Raw genomic sequence first — 16,439 nt, forward strand, 5'->3', positions numbered from 1 at the left:
ATATCTGCGCAATCTCTGACGCAAACTTCTGATCGCCCAAAACATAATTGCCGTTTGTAGAAGATCGAATTTGTTCTATCAACTCAGGTGAAAGCCGATCCAGGAATGTTGACCGGTAAGCTTCGGCTCGTTGCGCGGCGCCGCTACCTAAGTCGCTATAAACTGCATGCGGACTTATAAAGCCTGATAGCTCGCCCTGTGCGTTTGCCCTATAGCTGGTCCAACGGTAGTCGCCCGGATGAGCAACCATACCCGCTCTGACCGGGTTCATTTCGATAGGGCGGAAAGGGGACAGATTTATTTAATTAACAAAGCACTCGTAAAATTAAATAAATCCGTCCCCTTTCCCCTCCATCAAATCACACATTAGAAAGCTTCCACAGTATCGCGTAAGGCAGCTCTTCATCAACAATATCATGCAAGCGAAAATAATAAACAGCCAATGAGCTTTCTAAGCCCTTATGAACAAATGCACCATCAGACATAACACGATAGGAGGCGTACTCAATAAATTTGTCAGAACCAAGAGAGCCAAGAGCATTTTTTATCTGACTATAGGTCTCCCCCGCCCCAACTGGAAGCAATTCAGGCGGCGGCCGGCATACGGCCATGTCATCATTTTCAACATCCCTGTAGTAGGCTCTTCTAAATGCAGGCTCACTGCAGGCCCAGTAGAGGGATAGCAAACGAAGTTTTTCCTCTCCCTCATCAGAAAAAGCGTCAGCTAAAAAATACTGATCGTCTGAAATTTTGTATGCACCGTCGCCCATAGCGATAACGCATTGCTCCCGTTCAACAACGACGTCCCCTACCTTTGACTTGCACAGCGATGACCATTCTTTCATGTTAAATACCTCAAGCCTACTGTGGCCATTTGAATATTCGACCTTCGACCCTGCCAGCCTTAAGCGCGCTCTCCGCGGCTGCTTTGGCCGATCCCTCCGGCATATTTTTAACGGAGTTTATGATCTCTGACTGCCAGGCCTTTAACTTTGAATCTGGTAAGGAAGTCGGATAGCTTCCGCCAGGAGCACGATACTTGGCGTCCCAGACGATCACAGATCGCGATGATGGATCATACGTAATGTAATCTGCACCTGGAAGTGACGCTTTCCCAGGTCCGGAAATTGGTGTTTGCCCCGATTCAATAGCCTGACTCCAGCCACGAGCCTCCCCAATTGCTCCGTTTAACTCAGAATATGGGCTGCGTCCGTTATTAACTTTTGCAACGGAAAATAGGGGTCAGACCACTATTCTTCTATTCTTTTAACTCATACTTTTTTGGGCGTCCTGACACACCCTGCGAAACTCTTTTACCTAATGCGTGCGCGATCTCGGACGCAAACTTCTGATCGCCCAAAACATAATTACCGTTTGTAGAAGATCGGATTTGTTCTATCAGCCCAGGTGAAAGTCGATCATTGAATAAAGACCGGTAAGCTTCGGCTCGTTGCGCGCTGCCGCTACCTAAGTCGCTATAAACTGCATGCGAGCTTATAAAGCCTGATAGCTCGCCCTGCGCGTTTGTCCTATAGCTGGTCCAACGGTAGTCGCCCGGATGAGCAACCATACCCGCTCTGACCGGGTTCATTTCGATATATCGATAGCAAGCTAAAACATAGTTGTCTTGTTGAACCAAATAGGAGCGGAAACGGCCTTCCCACAACGTGACCGTACGTTGATATGTTCGATTGACATATTGAACGTAGCGTTGCCCCAGCCCCTTCATAAGCAGGCCAGCCCCCGCGCAGCAGGTCGGAGTCAACAACAAGTGAACATGATTTGTCATCCAGCACAATGCGTGAACTTTACAGCCATACAGTTCAGCAAGCACGGCTAATGTATCCATGTAAAAATATAGTCTTTATCTGAATAAAAACACGCAACCCGATTGTTTCCCCGCTGAATAATATGCAACGGGATATTCGGCATTAAAACCCTAGAACGGCGAGCCATATAAACCCCTAATTGGATAAGAGCTTACAGCTTAGTTGAAATTACTAGGCCAACGAAATAAAATAATCACAAAAAATAAATCATGCTTTTAAAAGAGCAACTCTACAAAACTCTAAAAAAGTAAAACCGTGGTCCACCCTATTTTCCAAAATATAAAACATATTTTTAAAGAACAACTTCACTGAACTCTAAAAAACTCAAACGTGGTCTAACCCCTATTTCCCCATCTGAAGGCGAAAAGGGTCAGATTTATTTAAGTAAAAAAGAACTTGGACAATTAAATAAATCCGTCCCCTTTTTCTACAGTCCCTTTTTTGTATGCTGCTGGGGTTATTAGGCCCTTGAAACATCCTTTAATCTTGGTCGACTGGTCTCGAGTTGTCTTACCAGTTTGCCAAGCGTGGAGGTCACGTGCGGACAGCAGGCAGGGCAACAAGTCGTCATTGTTGGGAGTGCGCCAGTTGGCCCCGGCTCTTCTGGACCTAGCCTCCCCTCGCATCACCCAACCAAAAGTTCTTTTAATCGCTCTCCAGCAGTAGCTATCTCGCTGGTGGTCAGCGGCGTATAGCTAACAACAATCAACACACCTCCGGCCAATTCCGAGGCCTCCTCAACGTGCCCCTTGAGACAGTTAATAATCTGTTGAGGGCTTTTCCCAAATGCGCGAAGGCACAATTTCTCATCAAAATAATTCGCCGCATTTATACGAAAAACACCATCTCTCCCGTTAACATCTTTTTTTGTAGCATCGCATGCAGCTACTACTGCCGGCCAGTCGCTTCTAGTGACAGACCAATCATGCAGTGCAGCTCTATAGGCACCAAAAGCCTCTACGTACGCAGGGAAAATTCTTTTCAACAAGTCCAAATAATCAATTTTAGCATTCGAAAACTCAATGAATATAGAGTCATCAAATTGAGCATCATCTTCTAGATATCTCTCGCTTCTAAGAGAATATGCAATTCGACCTTTTATTCCCTTTGGAAGGAATTTATCTAAAGAAACAGAAACAACAAGCTCGCCTTCAATATCGGGAACATCTACAGCACCGGCCAAATCCCATGGCGCACCTAAGCCGGACAACCTTTCGAGAAAATTTTCGTGTCGCTTTTCAATCGACTCTGAAAATTTTGGCCTATGACGAAATTCAAGCTTATGCGTAGCCATTAGGGTGCAACCCTCACAGTAATGTTTCTGATATTTTGCTCAATCAAAATATCAGTTGCTCTATCGGCCGCTTTTTGACTTGGAAATTCAAAAACGGCTTTGATACCGGGATTTTGTTTCAACGCATTCGATGAAATAGTGAAAACAGGGGTCAGGCCCTGAGGGATCCCAGCTTAGCCTTCGATCACTAGGCGGACAAAATAAAAATATTACAAAAATAAATTATGCTTTGAAAATACCAACTCTACCAAACTCTAAAAAAGCAAAATCGTGGCCCACCTTATTTTTCAAAAAATAAACCATATTTTTAAATAACAACTTCACTGAACTCTAAAAAACGCAAAACGTGGTCCACAAAACGTGGTCTGCCCCCATTTCCCTAGCCAGTTTGACACCACCTTTTGTACCAACTTAATAAATGAATTTGGTATTAGCCTTTCCACTAGGGTCGATAACCAGTACAAATTTTCTCCAATCACCACCTGTGTGCGATCTCATCAGCTCGTGCAACTTATGGACGTGACTAGAAGCTCTATCTTCAGGGTCATCCAAAAGCTCGCTGAAGAACAAGCCATCGCGAACGAATGAGTATTTAGAACCTACAGACCACCCTCCGTCATAAACTTCATGCTCAAATTCACAACGCATTTCCTCGTACGGACCATTCGCAGAGTCATGCATGATCTGCGTGAGCGCATTCAAGACCTGTACTTGTTGCTCAATGCTCATTGCCCGGCCTCATTCCTGAATGACTTGCGCATTTTTATTCCATTGATTGAGTAGTCAATAACTAATGAATCTGGTCTTGCCGACACAGGATCCGTTCTAGAAAAGCGCACTGTCACGGCGCCGACCTGATCACCGTTGTTCAACCCCTTCTTAATTTCTGTTTCCCACCGCTTATAGGCAGAGTTATTGAAATTACCATCCTGCGGAAAGAGGTTGAATCTGTCACAGGTACCACCAAGCTGACAACCCTGGATGTGCCCCCCCACATCCGTTGGCAATCCCTCTTTGCCAACTGCCGTTTGGCGTGCATCACGGACGCCTTTATCCAACGACGGACTGTAGGTAATTTCATCAACGTAACCGCTTGAATTGGTCTTAAATTCAGTGCCGTTGCTCAGCTTGACTTGGCTATTTGGTGGGGGCTCATTCAGTATTTTGTATTCAGGTGTTCCTTTACTGGCTTTGGTCACATCGACCTCAACACTAGCCAGTTTGACACCACCTTTTTCACCAGCCTCCTTTATCGGGTGGGCATAGGGCATGCCAGCCTCAGCATCCGGCGAGGAAATCGAGGTGTATGGCGCCTTTGCACCCTGAATCTCATTACTGGCGCTGCTAATCAGCTTCGATGCTTCGCTGATATCGCCCCTGTTCAGAGCTTTGCGTGCCATTTTCAAGGTGCCGGAAATAATCCGTTCACCTGGAATAAGTGATGCTGCTACCTCAAGGTAATCAAGTGCACTCTCAGCCTCCGCTACGCTTTTAACTGTGCCGACAACTGGTACAAAATTTGCGCCTTCTGACAGGGCATCTTTGAGCTCTTCACGCCGCTGAGTATACATCTTGACCGAGCACGCTTGCTCACTCATGCCAGCGCAGTTTTGCTCCTTGTAGTGTTGGTTTTCTGCTTTGACGCGGTCTTCAGCCTGCTGCTCAAGTGTCTTATGTGCGGCTAATGCTTCTGCAATATCACTGAGGGAGTTGTTCTCCACCGCATTGCTTCCCGCCTTTGCCCCAGTAACCGCACCGCCCAGATCACCACCAGCAATCCCCCCAGCCAACCCTGCTGCTAGACCCGAAAGTGCAACAACCGTCTCTCTCTCCTCCTCCGTCAACTCGATTGTCTTCCTGCCCGGATACAACTGATGGGCGATGAATTCACCCGTCGCCGCTCCCGCAGCCCCCGCTCCCGCAGAGTTGCCTTGCGCCTGCGCCACCACCGCACCCAATACGGCATGCGCCATGGTGTTGAGTACAGCGTTGTCTCCGGTGGTTTTCCTGATGACTTGCGCCATGTACGGCGCCGACGCGCCCGCAATAGCGGAACCGATATCGCCTCCCACCAACCCTTGCAATGCTGCTGTCACCGCCTGCGCTACACGTGGGTAATTGCCGCCGACCCCGTAGTCCGCCATGATCCGTTGATAAGCGTCAGTGGCAATCAGTTGTTTCTTGTAGGCATCGACGTCCTCTTTTTTGGCATCTTTTCCAGGGTCCTTGATGCCACGCTTATCAAGTTCAGCACGCGCCTCTTTATCAGCATCGATCTGGCCTTGGGTTCGAACGATGTCTACTGCCTGAGTACCAATATCCGCAATCAACTGCACCTGCCGCAGGCGCTTCTGCTCTTTCTCCTTATCAAAGATCGGGCTGATGCTGCCGTTGGCGTGTTCGACATCGTGGCTCAGCGTTGCCACATCCTGCTGCTGTTTGGCAGGGTCGCGAATATCTAGGGTACCGTTGGAAATGGCCGATGACGTGGTGCCGCTGTCACTGTCGCCATGATTGAACGCGATCAAGCTGCCGGAGGGCATATTGCTGATGAAGGCGTTCGCGCCGCTTGCGCCACTGCTGACGCTGGCGCTCTGCAACTGGCTTGTGTAGTCGGCTTTGTTCTTTAAAACGCTCCAGCCGAGGGTGCCGGTGCTCAGGCGGTTTTTGTCCGCTGTTGCAGTGCTGGCGATCACGCTGCCATCGAGTTGCGTGTGGTTGCCCACATCAATCTGGTAGCCGCCCTTACCGCCGAACAGGCCGGTTTGCTCCTGCACACTCTTATAGTTGGAGTCGATCTTGCTCTTGCTGATGCTGAGCGAACCACTGCCCGTCATGGTGCCAAACGTGAAACTTGCGCCACCGCTGACATCGGTTTGTTTGGACTTGTAGTCATCGGTGTCTTGCAGGCTTTGCAGCAAAAGATCGCGGCCTACCGCGGCCTTGATCTGGTCTGCACTGACCTGCGCACCTTTGAGGACGGTGTCTCGCCCACTGATCAGGCTGACTTGCTTGCCCGCATCCAGCGTCGTTTCCGTCCAGGTTGTGCCATTGCCCTTTTCGCTGCCGGTGCCTTTATTCGCATTAGCAAAGATACTCAGGCCTGCACCACTGGAACCAAACCCGAGGCTAACGCCTACGGCCCCGCCGCCACTGCTGTTCTTGCCATCGAGTTTTTGTGTGTTGGCGGCTGCTTCCAGGCGGATATCACGCTCTGCTGCCAACAGCATTTCATTACCGGCCTGGAGCTTGCTGCCATGAACGCGGATGTCTCCATCTGCGCCAGGCGTGCCGTTACCGGCGGCAACAATACTGAGGTTATTGCCACTGGTGAGGCTACTGCCTTGGCTTGCTGTCTGCTCCTGGGTCTGTTTGGAGCTGGATTTTTGCGAGCCAAGCGAGATGGCGATGCCGACAAATTCCCCGGCGTTAGCGCCGGTCATGCCGCCATTCTGCTGCGCCGCTTGCCACGCTTGCACGCCAGTCAAACCCGCCTTCACACCCTGCAGCGCCGAGAGGCGGCCGTCGTCCTCGTTCTTGGCTTGCTTGGCGGTCTTATAAGCGGAGTCCACCGCACTGCCCACGGTGCCGGACAACGCCAGGGTCAAACCACTGGTTTTGCTTTTGGAGGTCTGCTCGCTGCGGTTGTTGTTCTCGGAAGCCAGGATGCTGACATTTTGCCCAACCAGGCTGATGTCCTTACCAGCAACCACGTCAGAGCCGCGAATGGTCAGGTCTTTGCCAGCCTGAATATCCACGCTGCCCAGCACACTGCCGATGTTGCTGGCCCGGGTGGTTTCGGTGCTGCTGGTGAAGGTGTTCTGGTTGCTGCTTGAGCCCAACGTCACGCCGATGCCGCCGCTGCTCATCAAGCCCGATTTTTTGGTCGAGGACGAATGGCTTTGTTCAAAGGTTTCCGTTGCCCCATCAATCACCACATTGCGACCGGCAATCAGGCTGGTGGCGTTGGTGGAAACCACGTCGCTGGCGGTAGTGCCGATGTCACGGCCAGCACGCACGACCACGGTATCAGCGCTGATGGAAGAGCCCTGCTGGCTGATCTGGTTACTGCTGTCGATGCGCGTTTTCTGGCTGCTGGACAGCAACCCTTTGCTGGTTTTGGTTTTGCGGTAATAGCTGTAGTCGCTGTCTTGCGCGGCGTTCAGCGCCAGGTCATTGCCTGCGTACAGGTAGGCTTCCTTGCCGGCACTCGCACGGCTGGCGCTGACGACGAGGTCGTTGCCGGCACTCAGGGAGAGGTTCTCACCGGCCACCAACGATGTGCCCACTTGCTGGACGTGGTCTTCCTGGCTGGTGACCTTCTTGGAATTAAACGCCGAATGCTGTTCATTCGCCGCCGACGCCAGGTTCACATTGCCCTTGGCCACCAGCGCCAGATCACGCGTGGCATTGAGCTGGCTGCCGATGGCACTGATATCCCGCGCAGCCACCACCTGGAAGTCGCGCCCGGCTTCGATCACGGTGCCGTACTGGTTTGCGCTGCTGCTGCGCATGTAGGTGCTGACGGTGTTGGCATTGCGCTGTTCGGCGGTGGCCAGGTTCACGTCGCGCCCGGCTTGAACGCCCAGGTCGGCGCCGCTTTTGAAGGCGCCGCCGGTGCTGTTGACGTCGCGCCCGGCTTGCAGGGTGAGGGTGTTGGCGGCTTCGATGCGGGCGGCGTTGTCGACGAAGTCGGTGCGCTCGGTGCGGTAGCCGCTGCTGCTCTGGTGGCTGGTGACGGTGCGTTCGTTGAGCACATCGCCATTTACCGCGCGCACGCTGACGTCGCGCCCGGCGATGATGCCGCCGGCGCGGTTGGTGAGGGTGTTGCCGGCGAGCAGGTCGAGGCGGTTGCCTGCTTGCACAAGGCCGCCGTTGACCATGTTGCGCCCGGCGCTGGCAGCGAGGTTGTTGGTGGCGCGCAGGGTGCCGACGTTGTTGAGGTCGGTGCCGCTGACCAGGTTCAGGTCGCTGCCGGTGATGAGTGCGCCGTTGGGCGCCAGGCGGTTGTTGGCCTGGGCCAGGTAGAGCACGGGCACCAGCACTTGCTGGCCGGCGACGGTGGCGTTTTCCATCCACACGATGTCGTGGGTCAGGGCCGCCACTTGCTCGGCGGTGAGGCTCACGCCTACGGCCAGGTTTAGCGCCTGTTTGGTGCCGATGGCGTTGTCCATCAGGTACTTGAACATCGCTGTGTCGCTGGTCTGGCCATCGATGAAGCGCTGGCCGGTACGGGCGATCACGGCTTGCTGGATCAGGCGCTGTTCATACAGGCCGTCACCCAGGCGCTTTTGTGCCTGGTCCGGGTCGTAGCCCAGTTTGGACAGCATGTAATCGGAGCTTAAGAACTGGCTGAGGTTGGTCAGCAGCGGGTTGGTTTCGATCAGGTATTTCTGTGGGTTGGAGACGAACTGGCTGTCTGGCAGGCCTTGCACGCGGTTGATCACCACGCCGTCGGCCGAGGTGCCGCTGCCGGGCACGACCGGGCCGGTAACCGGCGTGCGATCGACGCTGCCGCCGCCCAAGGTCCAGCCTTGCGGGCCGGTGCTGGCCGGCGCGCTGGCGCTTTGGCCACTGAGGCGGAACAGCCCGCCTTGGCCGGTAGGCAAGGTGAAGCCGGGCAGGCTCAGCGGGTTGATCTGCTGTTGGGCCAGGTCCGGCGGCAGTTGCTGGTTGAGGGTGACGCGTGTGGAGTAACCGGCGGCGCCACTGGCACCGGTGGCGTCGGTGGTGGTTTTGGCGCCCGCACCGATGTAGCTATAGCCCAGGCGTACCACGCTGTTGTCGATACCGGCTTGTGCCTTGACGTCTACCGCGCCGCCCGCCTGAATCACGGCGGCGTAACGTTGGTCATCGCTGGCGATTTTGGTGACTTTGCCGAACTGGGTGCGCTCGATCTCCATCATGCCGATGAAGTTGGCCACGGTGGCCTCAAGGCCGCCGAGGTCATTGGGATTGTAACCGGCGCTTTTGTACCAGTATTTGTTGGTGAGTGCGGCGGCGGCACTGAACCAGCCTTCAGGGTGCTTGGTGCGCTTTGACGTGAAAAGACGATAGGTCTCGGTTTCGCCGGTTTCGATGCCGGTGTTGACCAGGTTGTTCAGGCGCGCGGTGAAGTTACCGCCGGCCGCGATCGAGCTGCTGCTGTTGAGCAGGTCGCCGCCCGCCAGGGTCATGTTACCGCCCGAGGTGATGCTCGAACCGGCACTGGCGGCGGTCACTTCCAGTTTGTCGCGGGTCACCAGTTCCCACACGTAGTTGCGCGGTGTGCCACCGGCGTGGCAGTCACCGGCGTTGACGTACTCAATGCACGTGCCTAGGGTGGCGGAGGCGGTGTAGACACCTGCGTCGTTGACGGTGAGTACCGCCCGTTCATTCTTGATCGAATTGGCGGACAGGCTGAGGTTGCCGTCACTCTGGATCGTCGACGAACTGTTGAGGATGCTGCTGGCCAGGCCGCCCTTGCCGTCGCGGTCAACGCTCAGGTTGCCCAGGCTGTAGAGGTCGGCGTAGCTGTTGTTCAGCGCATCGACACGCAGGCTCATGTCGCCGCCGCTGAAGATCAGGCCGTGGTCGTTGAGCAAGGCGCCGGTGGTGGCGACCAGCCGTTGGCCACTGCCCAGGGTCGCGTAGTTGTTGAGTGTGCCGGCGTTGACCACTAGGTCGGTGGCGGCGGTGAGGCGCCCACGGTTGTTGAGTGTGCCGGCGATGTTGGCGGTAGTAACGCCACCGCCGGCAATGCTGGCCGTGTCGCTGAGGGTGGCTTGGGCCGCGCTGAGGTTGAGGGTGCCCAGGCTGCTGATGCGCCCACTGCCGTTGAGCGCGCCGCTCAAGGTCAGGTCGAGCGCGCCGTCGCTGGCGATCAGGCCGTGGGTGGTCCAGTTGGCACCATTGCCGATAAAGCGCCGGGCGCCGAGCAGTTGGCCGGTGGCGGTCTGGTCGAGGTTGTCGACATTGACCGTGAGTTGCCCGGCCTGGATCACGCTGCTGTTGGTCCAGTTGCCCTGGGTGATGGTCAGGTCGCCACGGGTGACCAGGCTGCCGCCCACGTCGTTGAGGTTGGCGGGTGCAATGCCGAAATTACCGGTGCCCACGTGCAGGACATTGCCGCCCAGGTTCTGGAAGCTGCCGGCGTTGAGGGTCAGGTCGTTGTTGGCGGTTTCCAGCACGCCGTTGCGGTTGTCGAACAGGCCGCCGATGGCGAATTCGGTGGTGCCCGCCGTGCCCAGCGCACGCAGGCGCCCGGTCTGGTTATCGAGGCTGGCCGCGCGCACCTTGAGGGTGCTTTCGCTTTCGATAATGCCCAGGCGGTTGTTGAGCGCGCCGCTGAGGTCCAGGTCGATCTGTTGGCCGGCAATCTGGCCGTCGTTGTCGCCGCTGTTATCAAAGTCATGCCCGACCACGCGCATCAGGCCTTTGGCATACAGCCCGCCGTTGCGGTTGTCGAAATTGCCGGTGGTGACCAGTGCGTTGCCGCCCTGTGCGGCGATGCGCCCGCCGTAGTTGTCCACGCTGCCGGCTTGCAGGTTGAGGCTTTGCCCCTGCATCACGCCGCCCTGGCGGTTGTTGTTGAGGTCGTAACCGTTGCGCAGCACGCCGACCACTTGGGTTTGCAGTGCGGCCTTGAGGCTGGCGAGGGTGCCGCCACGGTTGTCGAGGCTGGCTGCGTTGATATTCAGGTCACCGGCCTGGGCGATCAGTTTGCCGCTCTGGTTATCCAGCGTGTCGGCCACGTTGGCGGTCATGCCGCCCTGGCTTTGCACGGTGCCTTTGCCATTGTCCAAGCGGTTGGCCGTGAGGCTGAGGTCGGCGTTCTGGCTGTAGATCAAGCCGTCGTTGCCGTTCTGTACCAGGCCGCTGGCGGTGAGGCTCAAGCGGTCGTTGGCAGCCAGGGTGCCACGGTTGCGGTTATCCAGGCCGCCGGTCAGCAGGGTCAACACGCCTTGGCTGGCAATCTGGCCGCCCTGGTTATTGATCTGCGCTGCGCGGCTGATCAGCAGCGGGCCGCCGCTGGCCAGTTTGCCATTGGTGTTGGTCAGGGTCGCGAGCAGGTCGAGGGTGGTGGCGGTGCCGCCACTGATGCTGCCGGCGCTGTTGTCCAGGTTTTGTGCGGTCAGCGTCAGGGCGGCGCCGCTGTCGATCACGCCGCCTTGGGCGTTGTTCAGCACACCGCCCACGGTGAGGCGCTGGCCTGCGGCGCTGGAGAGTATGCCTTTGTTGCTGTTGTCCAGTTCGCCGGCGCTGACGTACAGCGCCTTTTGGCTGACCAGTGCACCGGCCGCGCTGTTGAGCAGGCTGGCGGTCAGCGTGGCATTGAGGTCGCCGTAACGGCTCGACAAGGTGCCGCTGTTGCGGTTGTCGAGGTTTGCGCCGCTGACGGTGAGGCCCTGCCAGCCGGACATCAGGCCATTTTGGTTGATCAGGTTTTCGGCATTGAGCACCAGCAGGTTATTGCTGATCAGCTTGCCGTTGCTGTTGTTCAACGTGCGCCCGCTGAGGTTCAGGGTTTGCGCGCTGGAGAGCTCGCCACCCTGGTTGTTGAGGTCGCGCAGGTGGTTGATGGAGAGGTTGCCGGCAGTGGTGATCAGGCCACCGGTGTTGTTCAGGTCGCCGGTGGCGGTGCCGAAGTCCAGGGCAATCGCGCTGCCCAGCAGCGAGCCGTTCTGGTTGTCCAACTCGGCGCTGTTGAGCGTCAAGGCATTGCTCGCGTTGAGCAGGCCCTGATCGCGGTTGGCCAAGCGGCCAGCCACGTTGAGTACGGTGTCGCCACGGCTGGTGAGCGTGCCACCGCTGTTGTCGAGGTCGCTGGCCTGCGCATCGACCGAGGCGGCGGCAATCAGGCCTTTGACGTTGGCCAGGGCCTGGTCAATGCGCAGGGTCAGCGCGGCGTTGCTCAGCAGCTTGCCGCCGCTGTTGTCGAGGTTGTCGGCGGTAAGGGTGAACGCCTGGTTGCTGGAAATCTCGCCGCCCTGGTTGTGCACGTTCTTGAGGTGGTTGAGCATCAACAGCGGCGCATTGATCAGGCCGTTCTGGTTGTTGAACTCGCCCCGGTTGAGGTTCAGGGTCAGGGCCGCGGCGCTGGTGATCTGGCCGCCTTGCTGGTTGTTCAGGTCGGCGGTGCCGAGGGACAGGGCCCCGCGCGCGCTCAAGGTGCCGTTTTGGCTGTTGTCGAGGCTGGCGGCATCGAGGATCAGGCCACCGTCGGTGACCAGGCGCCCGCCTCGGTTATCCACCGCGCCGAGGGCGCTGAGGGTCAATGGGCCGGCGCTGGACAGCGTACCGGCGTTGTTGGCCAGGGTGCGCGCCGAAATGCTCAGCAGCCCTTCGCTGCTGATCAAACCCTGGTTGCGGTTGAGCAGTTGGTCGACATTCAAACCTGCTCCGGCGCCGGCAATCAGCAGCCCGCCGTCGCTGTTATCCAGTTGCGTAGCCGTCACCACCACGCCCGAACGGCTGGACAGCTCGCCGTTGCGGTTGTCGATGTTGACGACATTGGCCTGCACACCACCCACGCCTGCGACCAAGCCTTTCTGGCGGTTGTCGAGGCTGTTACCGGCCACGCTCACCGTGCCTTGGCTGGTGACCAACCCGGCTTGGTTGTTGAGGCTGCCGACGTTGAGGCTGAGCGCATTGCCCGCGGTGATGAGGCCTGCGACGTTATCGAGGGTCGCGACCGTGAGCGCTGCGGTGTCCAGGCTTGAGAGTTCACCGCCCTGGTTATGCAACTCACCGACGACGGCGGTCAGCGGCCCGTCGCTGGTGACCAGCCCACCTTGGCTGTTCTGCAGGCGATCGGCGGTGATGGCCAAGCCATGATTGCTGAGGATGCGGCCTTTGTTCTGGTTGTCGACTGCGGCAGCGGTTATCTGGGTGCGCTGTTTGGCGCCCAGTGTGCCGCCCTGGTTATTCAGGGCTTGGGCATCCACGCTCAACGTGCGGCTGGCGATGACACTCGCGCCGGTGTTGTTGATGGCCTTGCCGCGCAGGCTCACATCGCCTGCTGCGTTGCGGGTGTTGTCGGTGTTGACGCCCGCTTCGATGATGTCGCCGTTGGTCAAGGCGCCACCGGCGGACAGCGCAATGCGGTCACGGGCAGCCAGGCTTTGGCGGTTGGTGAGATCGCCTTGGGTGTTCACGTTCAGGGCCGTACCGGCATACACCGGCCCTTTGGCATCCAGGCTGGCGGCGTTGACGTTGACCGCGCCGCTGGCGGCGGCTTGCGCCATGCTCAAATGCCCATTGGCATCGAGCTGGATATCACCGCCACTGGCCGCCAGCGTGCCGTCGAGCTTCACACCCACACCGGCTTCGGTGCCCACCAGTTTGATCGCACCGGCGTACATGCCGCCCAGGGCGCTGGAGTCGATGGCCAGCTCGGGCTTGGCGCTGCCGTCGTCGGCACGCGCAGTGGCTTTCAGGCTTTTGGCGTCGACGTCGTTGCGCCCGGCGACCACGGCCAGCTCACGGGCGTTGATCTGTGCGTTGATCTTGGCCGAGCGGGTGATGATTTCGAAGCGGTCGACGTTGCTGGCGTTCAGGCCTTCGCCGTCGATGGTCACGGCGCCGCCGTCCACCTGGTAGTGGTCCAGGCGACCGACGTTGTCCATCATCGGCTTGCCGGTGGTCAGGGTCACGTTGGGCGTATTGATAAACCCGCAACCGCTGCACGTGATGCCGTAAGGGTTGGCGACGATCACCTTGGCCGACTGCCCCGCCACTTCGGTGTAACCGCGCAACTGGCTCGGGCTGCCGCCGTTGACTTCGTTGAGGATGACGTTGGCGGCGCCGCCCTTGAGGTTCGGGTTGCCGACGATATAACCGCCGAGCTGGGTGTTCTGCACCGCGCCGGTGGCGTTGTTGAGGATCACGCCGTTAGGGCCGACGTTGTAGTCCTTGAACTGGTTGTGGGACAAGCCACTGCCATTGGGGGTGGCGATGTTCACCACCGGCACGCCATTGCCGGCCTGGCCGACGCTGGTCGCCGGGTTGCTCACCACAATGCCTTCGGCCTGGGCCAGCAACGGCTGCCAGAACAGCGCGTTGACCAGGATCAGCACCAGGCCACGCTTGGGCAGGCCGAAGAACGCGTCGCGGCGCTTCAGGGCAGCAGAAGGTTGACGGGCCAGAAAGGCAAAGTGGCGAACATCCATGGTCAAATTCTCGTTGCAGCGGGGCGTTGAATTACAGGAAGAAATCCATGCGGAAGTAGATCGGCGCTTCGCGCTCCGTCACCACTCCCGGTCTTTCTAACGAATGGGCAAACGTCACGCTGGTGCTGACGTATTTGCCACGGGCGAACAGTTCCACGGAGTTGCTCGAAACGCGGCCGTGGTTGTCGCCGTTGTAACGGTCGTTGCGGATCACGCCCTGGTCGTAACCGAGGCTGGTGCCGTATTCCGCAAAGGCCGGGCGCAGCCATTCCAGGGTGACCGGGCGGGCCCAGCGCACTTCGTTGCGCCAGTAGCCACCGCTGTCGCCGGACAGCTGCTGATCCTTGAAACCGCGTACCGACGACGAGCCGCCCAGGCTGATGCGTTGCGGCGAGAACAGCACGTCTTCACTGCGTTGCCCGGTGGCCAGGCTGGTGAAGCTGAACGACTCGCCCCACAGACGAAACGGCTGCAAATAGCTGACGGTGGCGGTGTATTTGCGGTAATCCGGGGTGGGCGTAAGGTTGCCGAACTGATCGCGATGCTGGTCGTCACGCTGGGCGTCAAAGGCGCCGATGCCGTTCTGCACACCCAGGTCGACGTTGACGAACGCACTGCCGATGCGCCGGCCGTGGTTGATGCCAAACTGTAGTTCGCTGATGCGATTACTGCTGATGTCGAGGTGGGCGTCGTTGACGTAGTTGTTGGTGCGCAGGTGAGCCACCCCCACGTTGACCGAGGTTTTGCTCACGTCATCGCGGTGAATCACGCGCTCTGCGCGCAACTGGTGGTTCTGGTTGTCGCCCGACTGCTTGAACTTGAAGGTGTCGGTGTAACCCAGCGCGCGGTAATCACTCTCGCTGTAGGTGTAAGTGAAGTTCCACCAGCCCCACGGCACGTTGTAGTAGAGCATGGTGTTTTTCGAGGTTTTCTGGTGGTCGCTGATGGCGTCGTGGCCACCGCGCAGCACCAGTTGATCGGCCAGGCCCAGCGGGCTGTCCCACTCCAGGCCCGCGCCCCATTGCTGTTCGCCGGTGCTGCGTTGCCCGTCGTTATTGCGCGACAGGCTGGCGCGCCAGGGCTTCTGTGGGGTGTTCTTGACCACCACGTCGCTGCCGCCGACCTGTTTGCCGGGGGTCAGCTCCATTTGTGCCTGTTTGGATGGCAGGCGGTTGAGCTGGTCCACCAGTTGCTCGACTTCACGCAGGTTCAGCGCCTCGCCGACCTTGCCGGGAAACGCCATGGCCAGCTCGCGGTCGGTCACGGTGCTGCCTTCGGCGCTTCGCAACGCTTCGAGTTTGCCCTCGACCACCAGCACTTGCAGGTGGCCGCTGCCGAGGTCTTGTTGCGGCAAGTAGGCGCGGCTGGTGACGCGACCTTTGGCGATGTAATAGTCGGTGATGACCTTGAGCAGTTCATTAAGCTGCGAGACGCCCAGGCACTGGCCGACATAAGGCTTGAGCAACAGCGTGCGGTCGCCGGCGGGCAGGCTGTCGGCACCTTTGAGTTCGATGTCTTTGATCGGGAAGCAACGGGTGTCGGCAGGCGTGGCCGGCGCTTGGGGCTTGGCCGCTTTGCCGGGCAAGTCCTGCAGTTCTTGCAGACGCCGGCTTTGCTCTTCGAGCAGACGGTTTTGCCGGTCGCGGATCAAGTCTTGATCCCCTGGCGTGGGAGCGGCCGTGGCAGTGTTCAGGCTCAAGCAGGTGAGCAGGAAAGTGCACAGCAAATACCGAGTCCGTGGCAATAACAGAGACATGTTCGATCCATCGAAAATCAAGGGGCGGCAAACTAACATCGAACTCGCGCTAGCCCAAGAAACCGGGGCCATTGCACATCCGTACTTATTAAAGCCGCAACTTATTGATTAATAACAAAAAAGAATAATCAAACCGCGCTGACGCTGGTCGTAGACAAGTTTATTCCGACAAGCGGCAACTCTATTTGATAGTCATCCAGTAAATAACCGAATAGAGGCCATTATTTAGCCATCAACTACTAACTGAGTTAGGTTAGTGCGGGGGAATACAAAAAAGTTCGCGGCAGTTTTGTGAATTGGATCCCATTTATCGGAATTCCAAGCGACGCAGGTGGAATGCGGGAACTGGCTTGCCTGCGATGGCGGTGTGTCAGGTATTGACTGGGTGTTGGCCCACCGCTATCGCAGGC

At 57.6% G+C, this 16,439-nt stretch carries 6 protein-coding genes; all 6 read right to left on the bottom strand.

The window, feature by feature from the left end; all coding sequences use genetic code 11:
* Positions 1-359: 359 nt before the first annotated feature.
* The 6 genes from JFT85_RS15015 to JFT85_RS15050 all read right to left on the bottom strand — a co-directional run bounded on the left by JFT85_RS15015 (position 360) and on the right by JFT85_RS15050 (position 16,029).
* A complete protein-coding gene (locus JFT85_RS15015) occupies positions 360-845 on the bottom strand; it encodes a hypothetical protein (protein ID WP_053253752.1) in 486 nt (161 codons plus the stop codon).
* A 413-nt stretch (positions 846-1,258) separates the two neighbouring features.
* Positions 1,259-1,849, bottom strand: coding sequence for a transposase (locus JFT85_RS15020; RefSeq protein ID WP_232005437.1), 591 nt, complete (start codon positions 1,847-1,849; stop codon positions 1,259-1,261).
* A gap of 605 nt (positions 1,850-2,454) precedes the next feature.
* Positions 2,455-3,123: a hypothetical protein gene (locus tag JFT85_RS15025; RefSeq protein ID WP_053253751.1), complete on the bottom strand. Its 669-nt coding sequence runs from the start codon at positions 3,121-3,123 to the stop codon at positions 2,455-2,457.
* A gap of 411 nt (positions 3,124-3,534) precedes the next feature.
* Positions 3,535-3,852 (bottom strand): hypothetical protein, encoded by a 318-nt coding sequence (locus tag JFT85_RS15030; RefSeq protein WP_073637953.1) that lies wholly within the window; start codon positions 3,850-3,852, stop codon positions 3,535-3,537.
* A complete protein-coding gene (locus tag JFT85_RS28475; protein ID WP_242486540.1) occupies positions 3,849-14,273 on the bottom strand; it encodes a hemagglutinin repeat-containing protein in 10,425 nt (3,474 codons plus the stop codon). Before JFT85_RS28475 ends, JFT85_RS15030 begins: the two co-directional genes overlap by 4 nt.
* Positions 14,274-14,304: 31 nt before the next feature.
* Positions 14,305-16,029, bottom strand: a complete 1,725-nt coding sequence (locus tag JFT85_RS15050; protein WP_069553215.1) for a ShlB/FhaC/HecB family hemolysin secretion/activation protein — start codon at positions 16,027-16,029, stop codon at positions 14,305-14,307.
* Positions 16,030-16,439 lie beyond the last annotated feature (410 nt).

Origin of the sequence: Pseudomonas sp. TH04 (assembly GCF_016651355.1) — a bacterium.
Taxonomy (GTDB): Bacteria; Pseudomonadota; Gammaproteobacteria; order Pseudomonadales; family Pseudomonadaceae; genus Aquipseudomonas; species Aquipseudomonas fluorescens.

Bases quoted from the DNA above. Each gene is read 5' to 3' on its own strand.
- JFT85_RS15050 (WP_069553215.1), bottom strand. From the start codon at position 16,029: ATGTCTCTGTTATTGCCACGGACTCGGTATTTGCTGTGCACTTTCCTG.
- JFT85_RS28475 (WP_242486540.1), bottom strand. From the start codon at position 14,273: ATGGATGTTCGCCACTTTGCCTTTCTGGCCCGTCAACCTTCTGCTGCC.
- JFT85_RS15030 (WP_073637953.1), bottom strand. From the start codon at position 3,852: ATGAGCATTGAGCAACAAGTACAGGTCTTGAATGCGCTCACGCAGATC.
- JFT85_RS15020 (WP_232005437.1), bottom strand. From the start codon at position 1,849: ATGGATACATTAGCCGTGCTTGCTGAACTGTATGGCTGTAAAGTTCAC.
- JFT85_RS15015 (WP_053253752.1), bottom strand. From the start codon at position 845: ATGAAAGAATGGTCATCGCTGTGCAAGTCAAAGGTAGGGGACGTCGTT.
- JFT85_RS15025 (WP_053253751.1), bottom strand. From the start codon at position 3,123: ATGGCTACGCATAAGCTTGAATTTCGTCATAGGCCAAAATTTTCAGAG.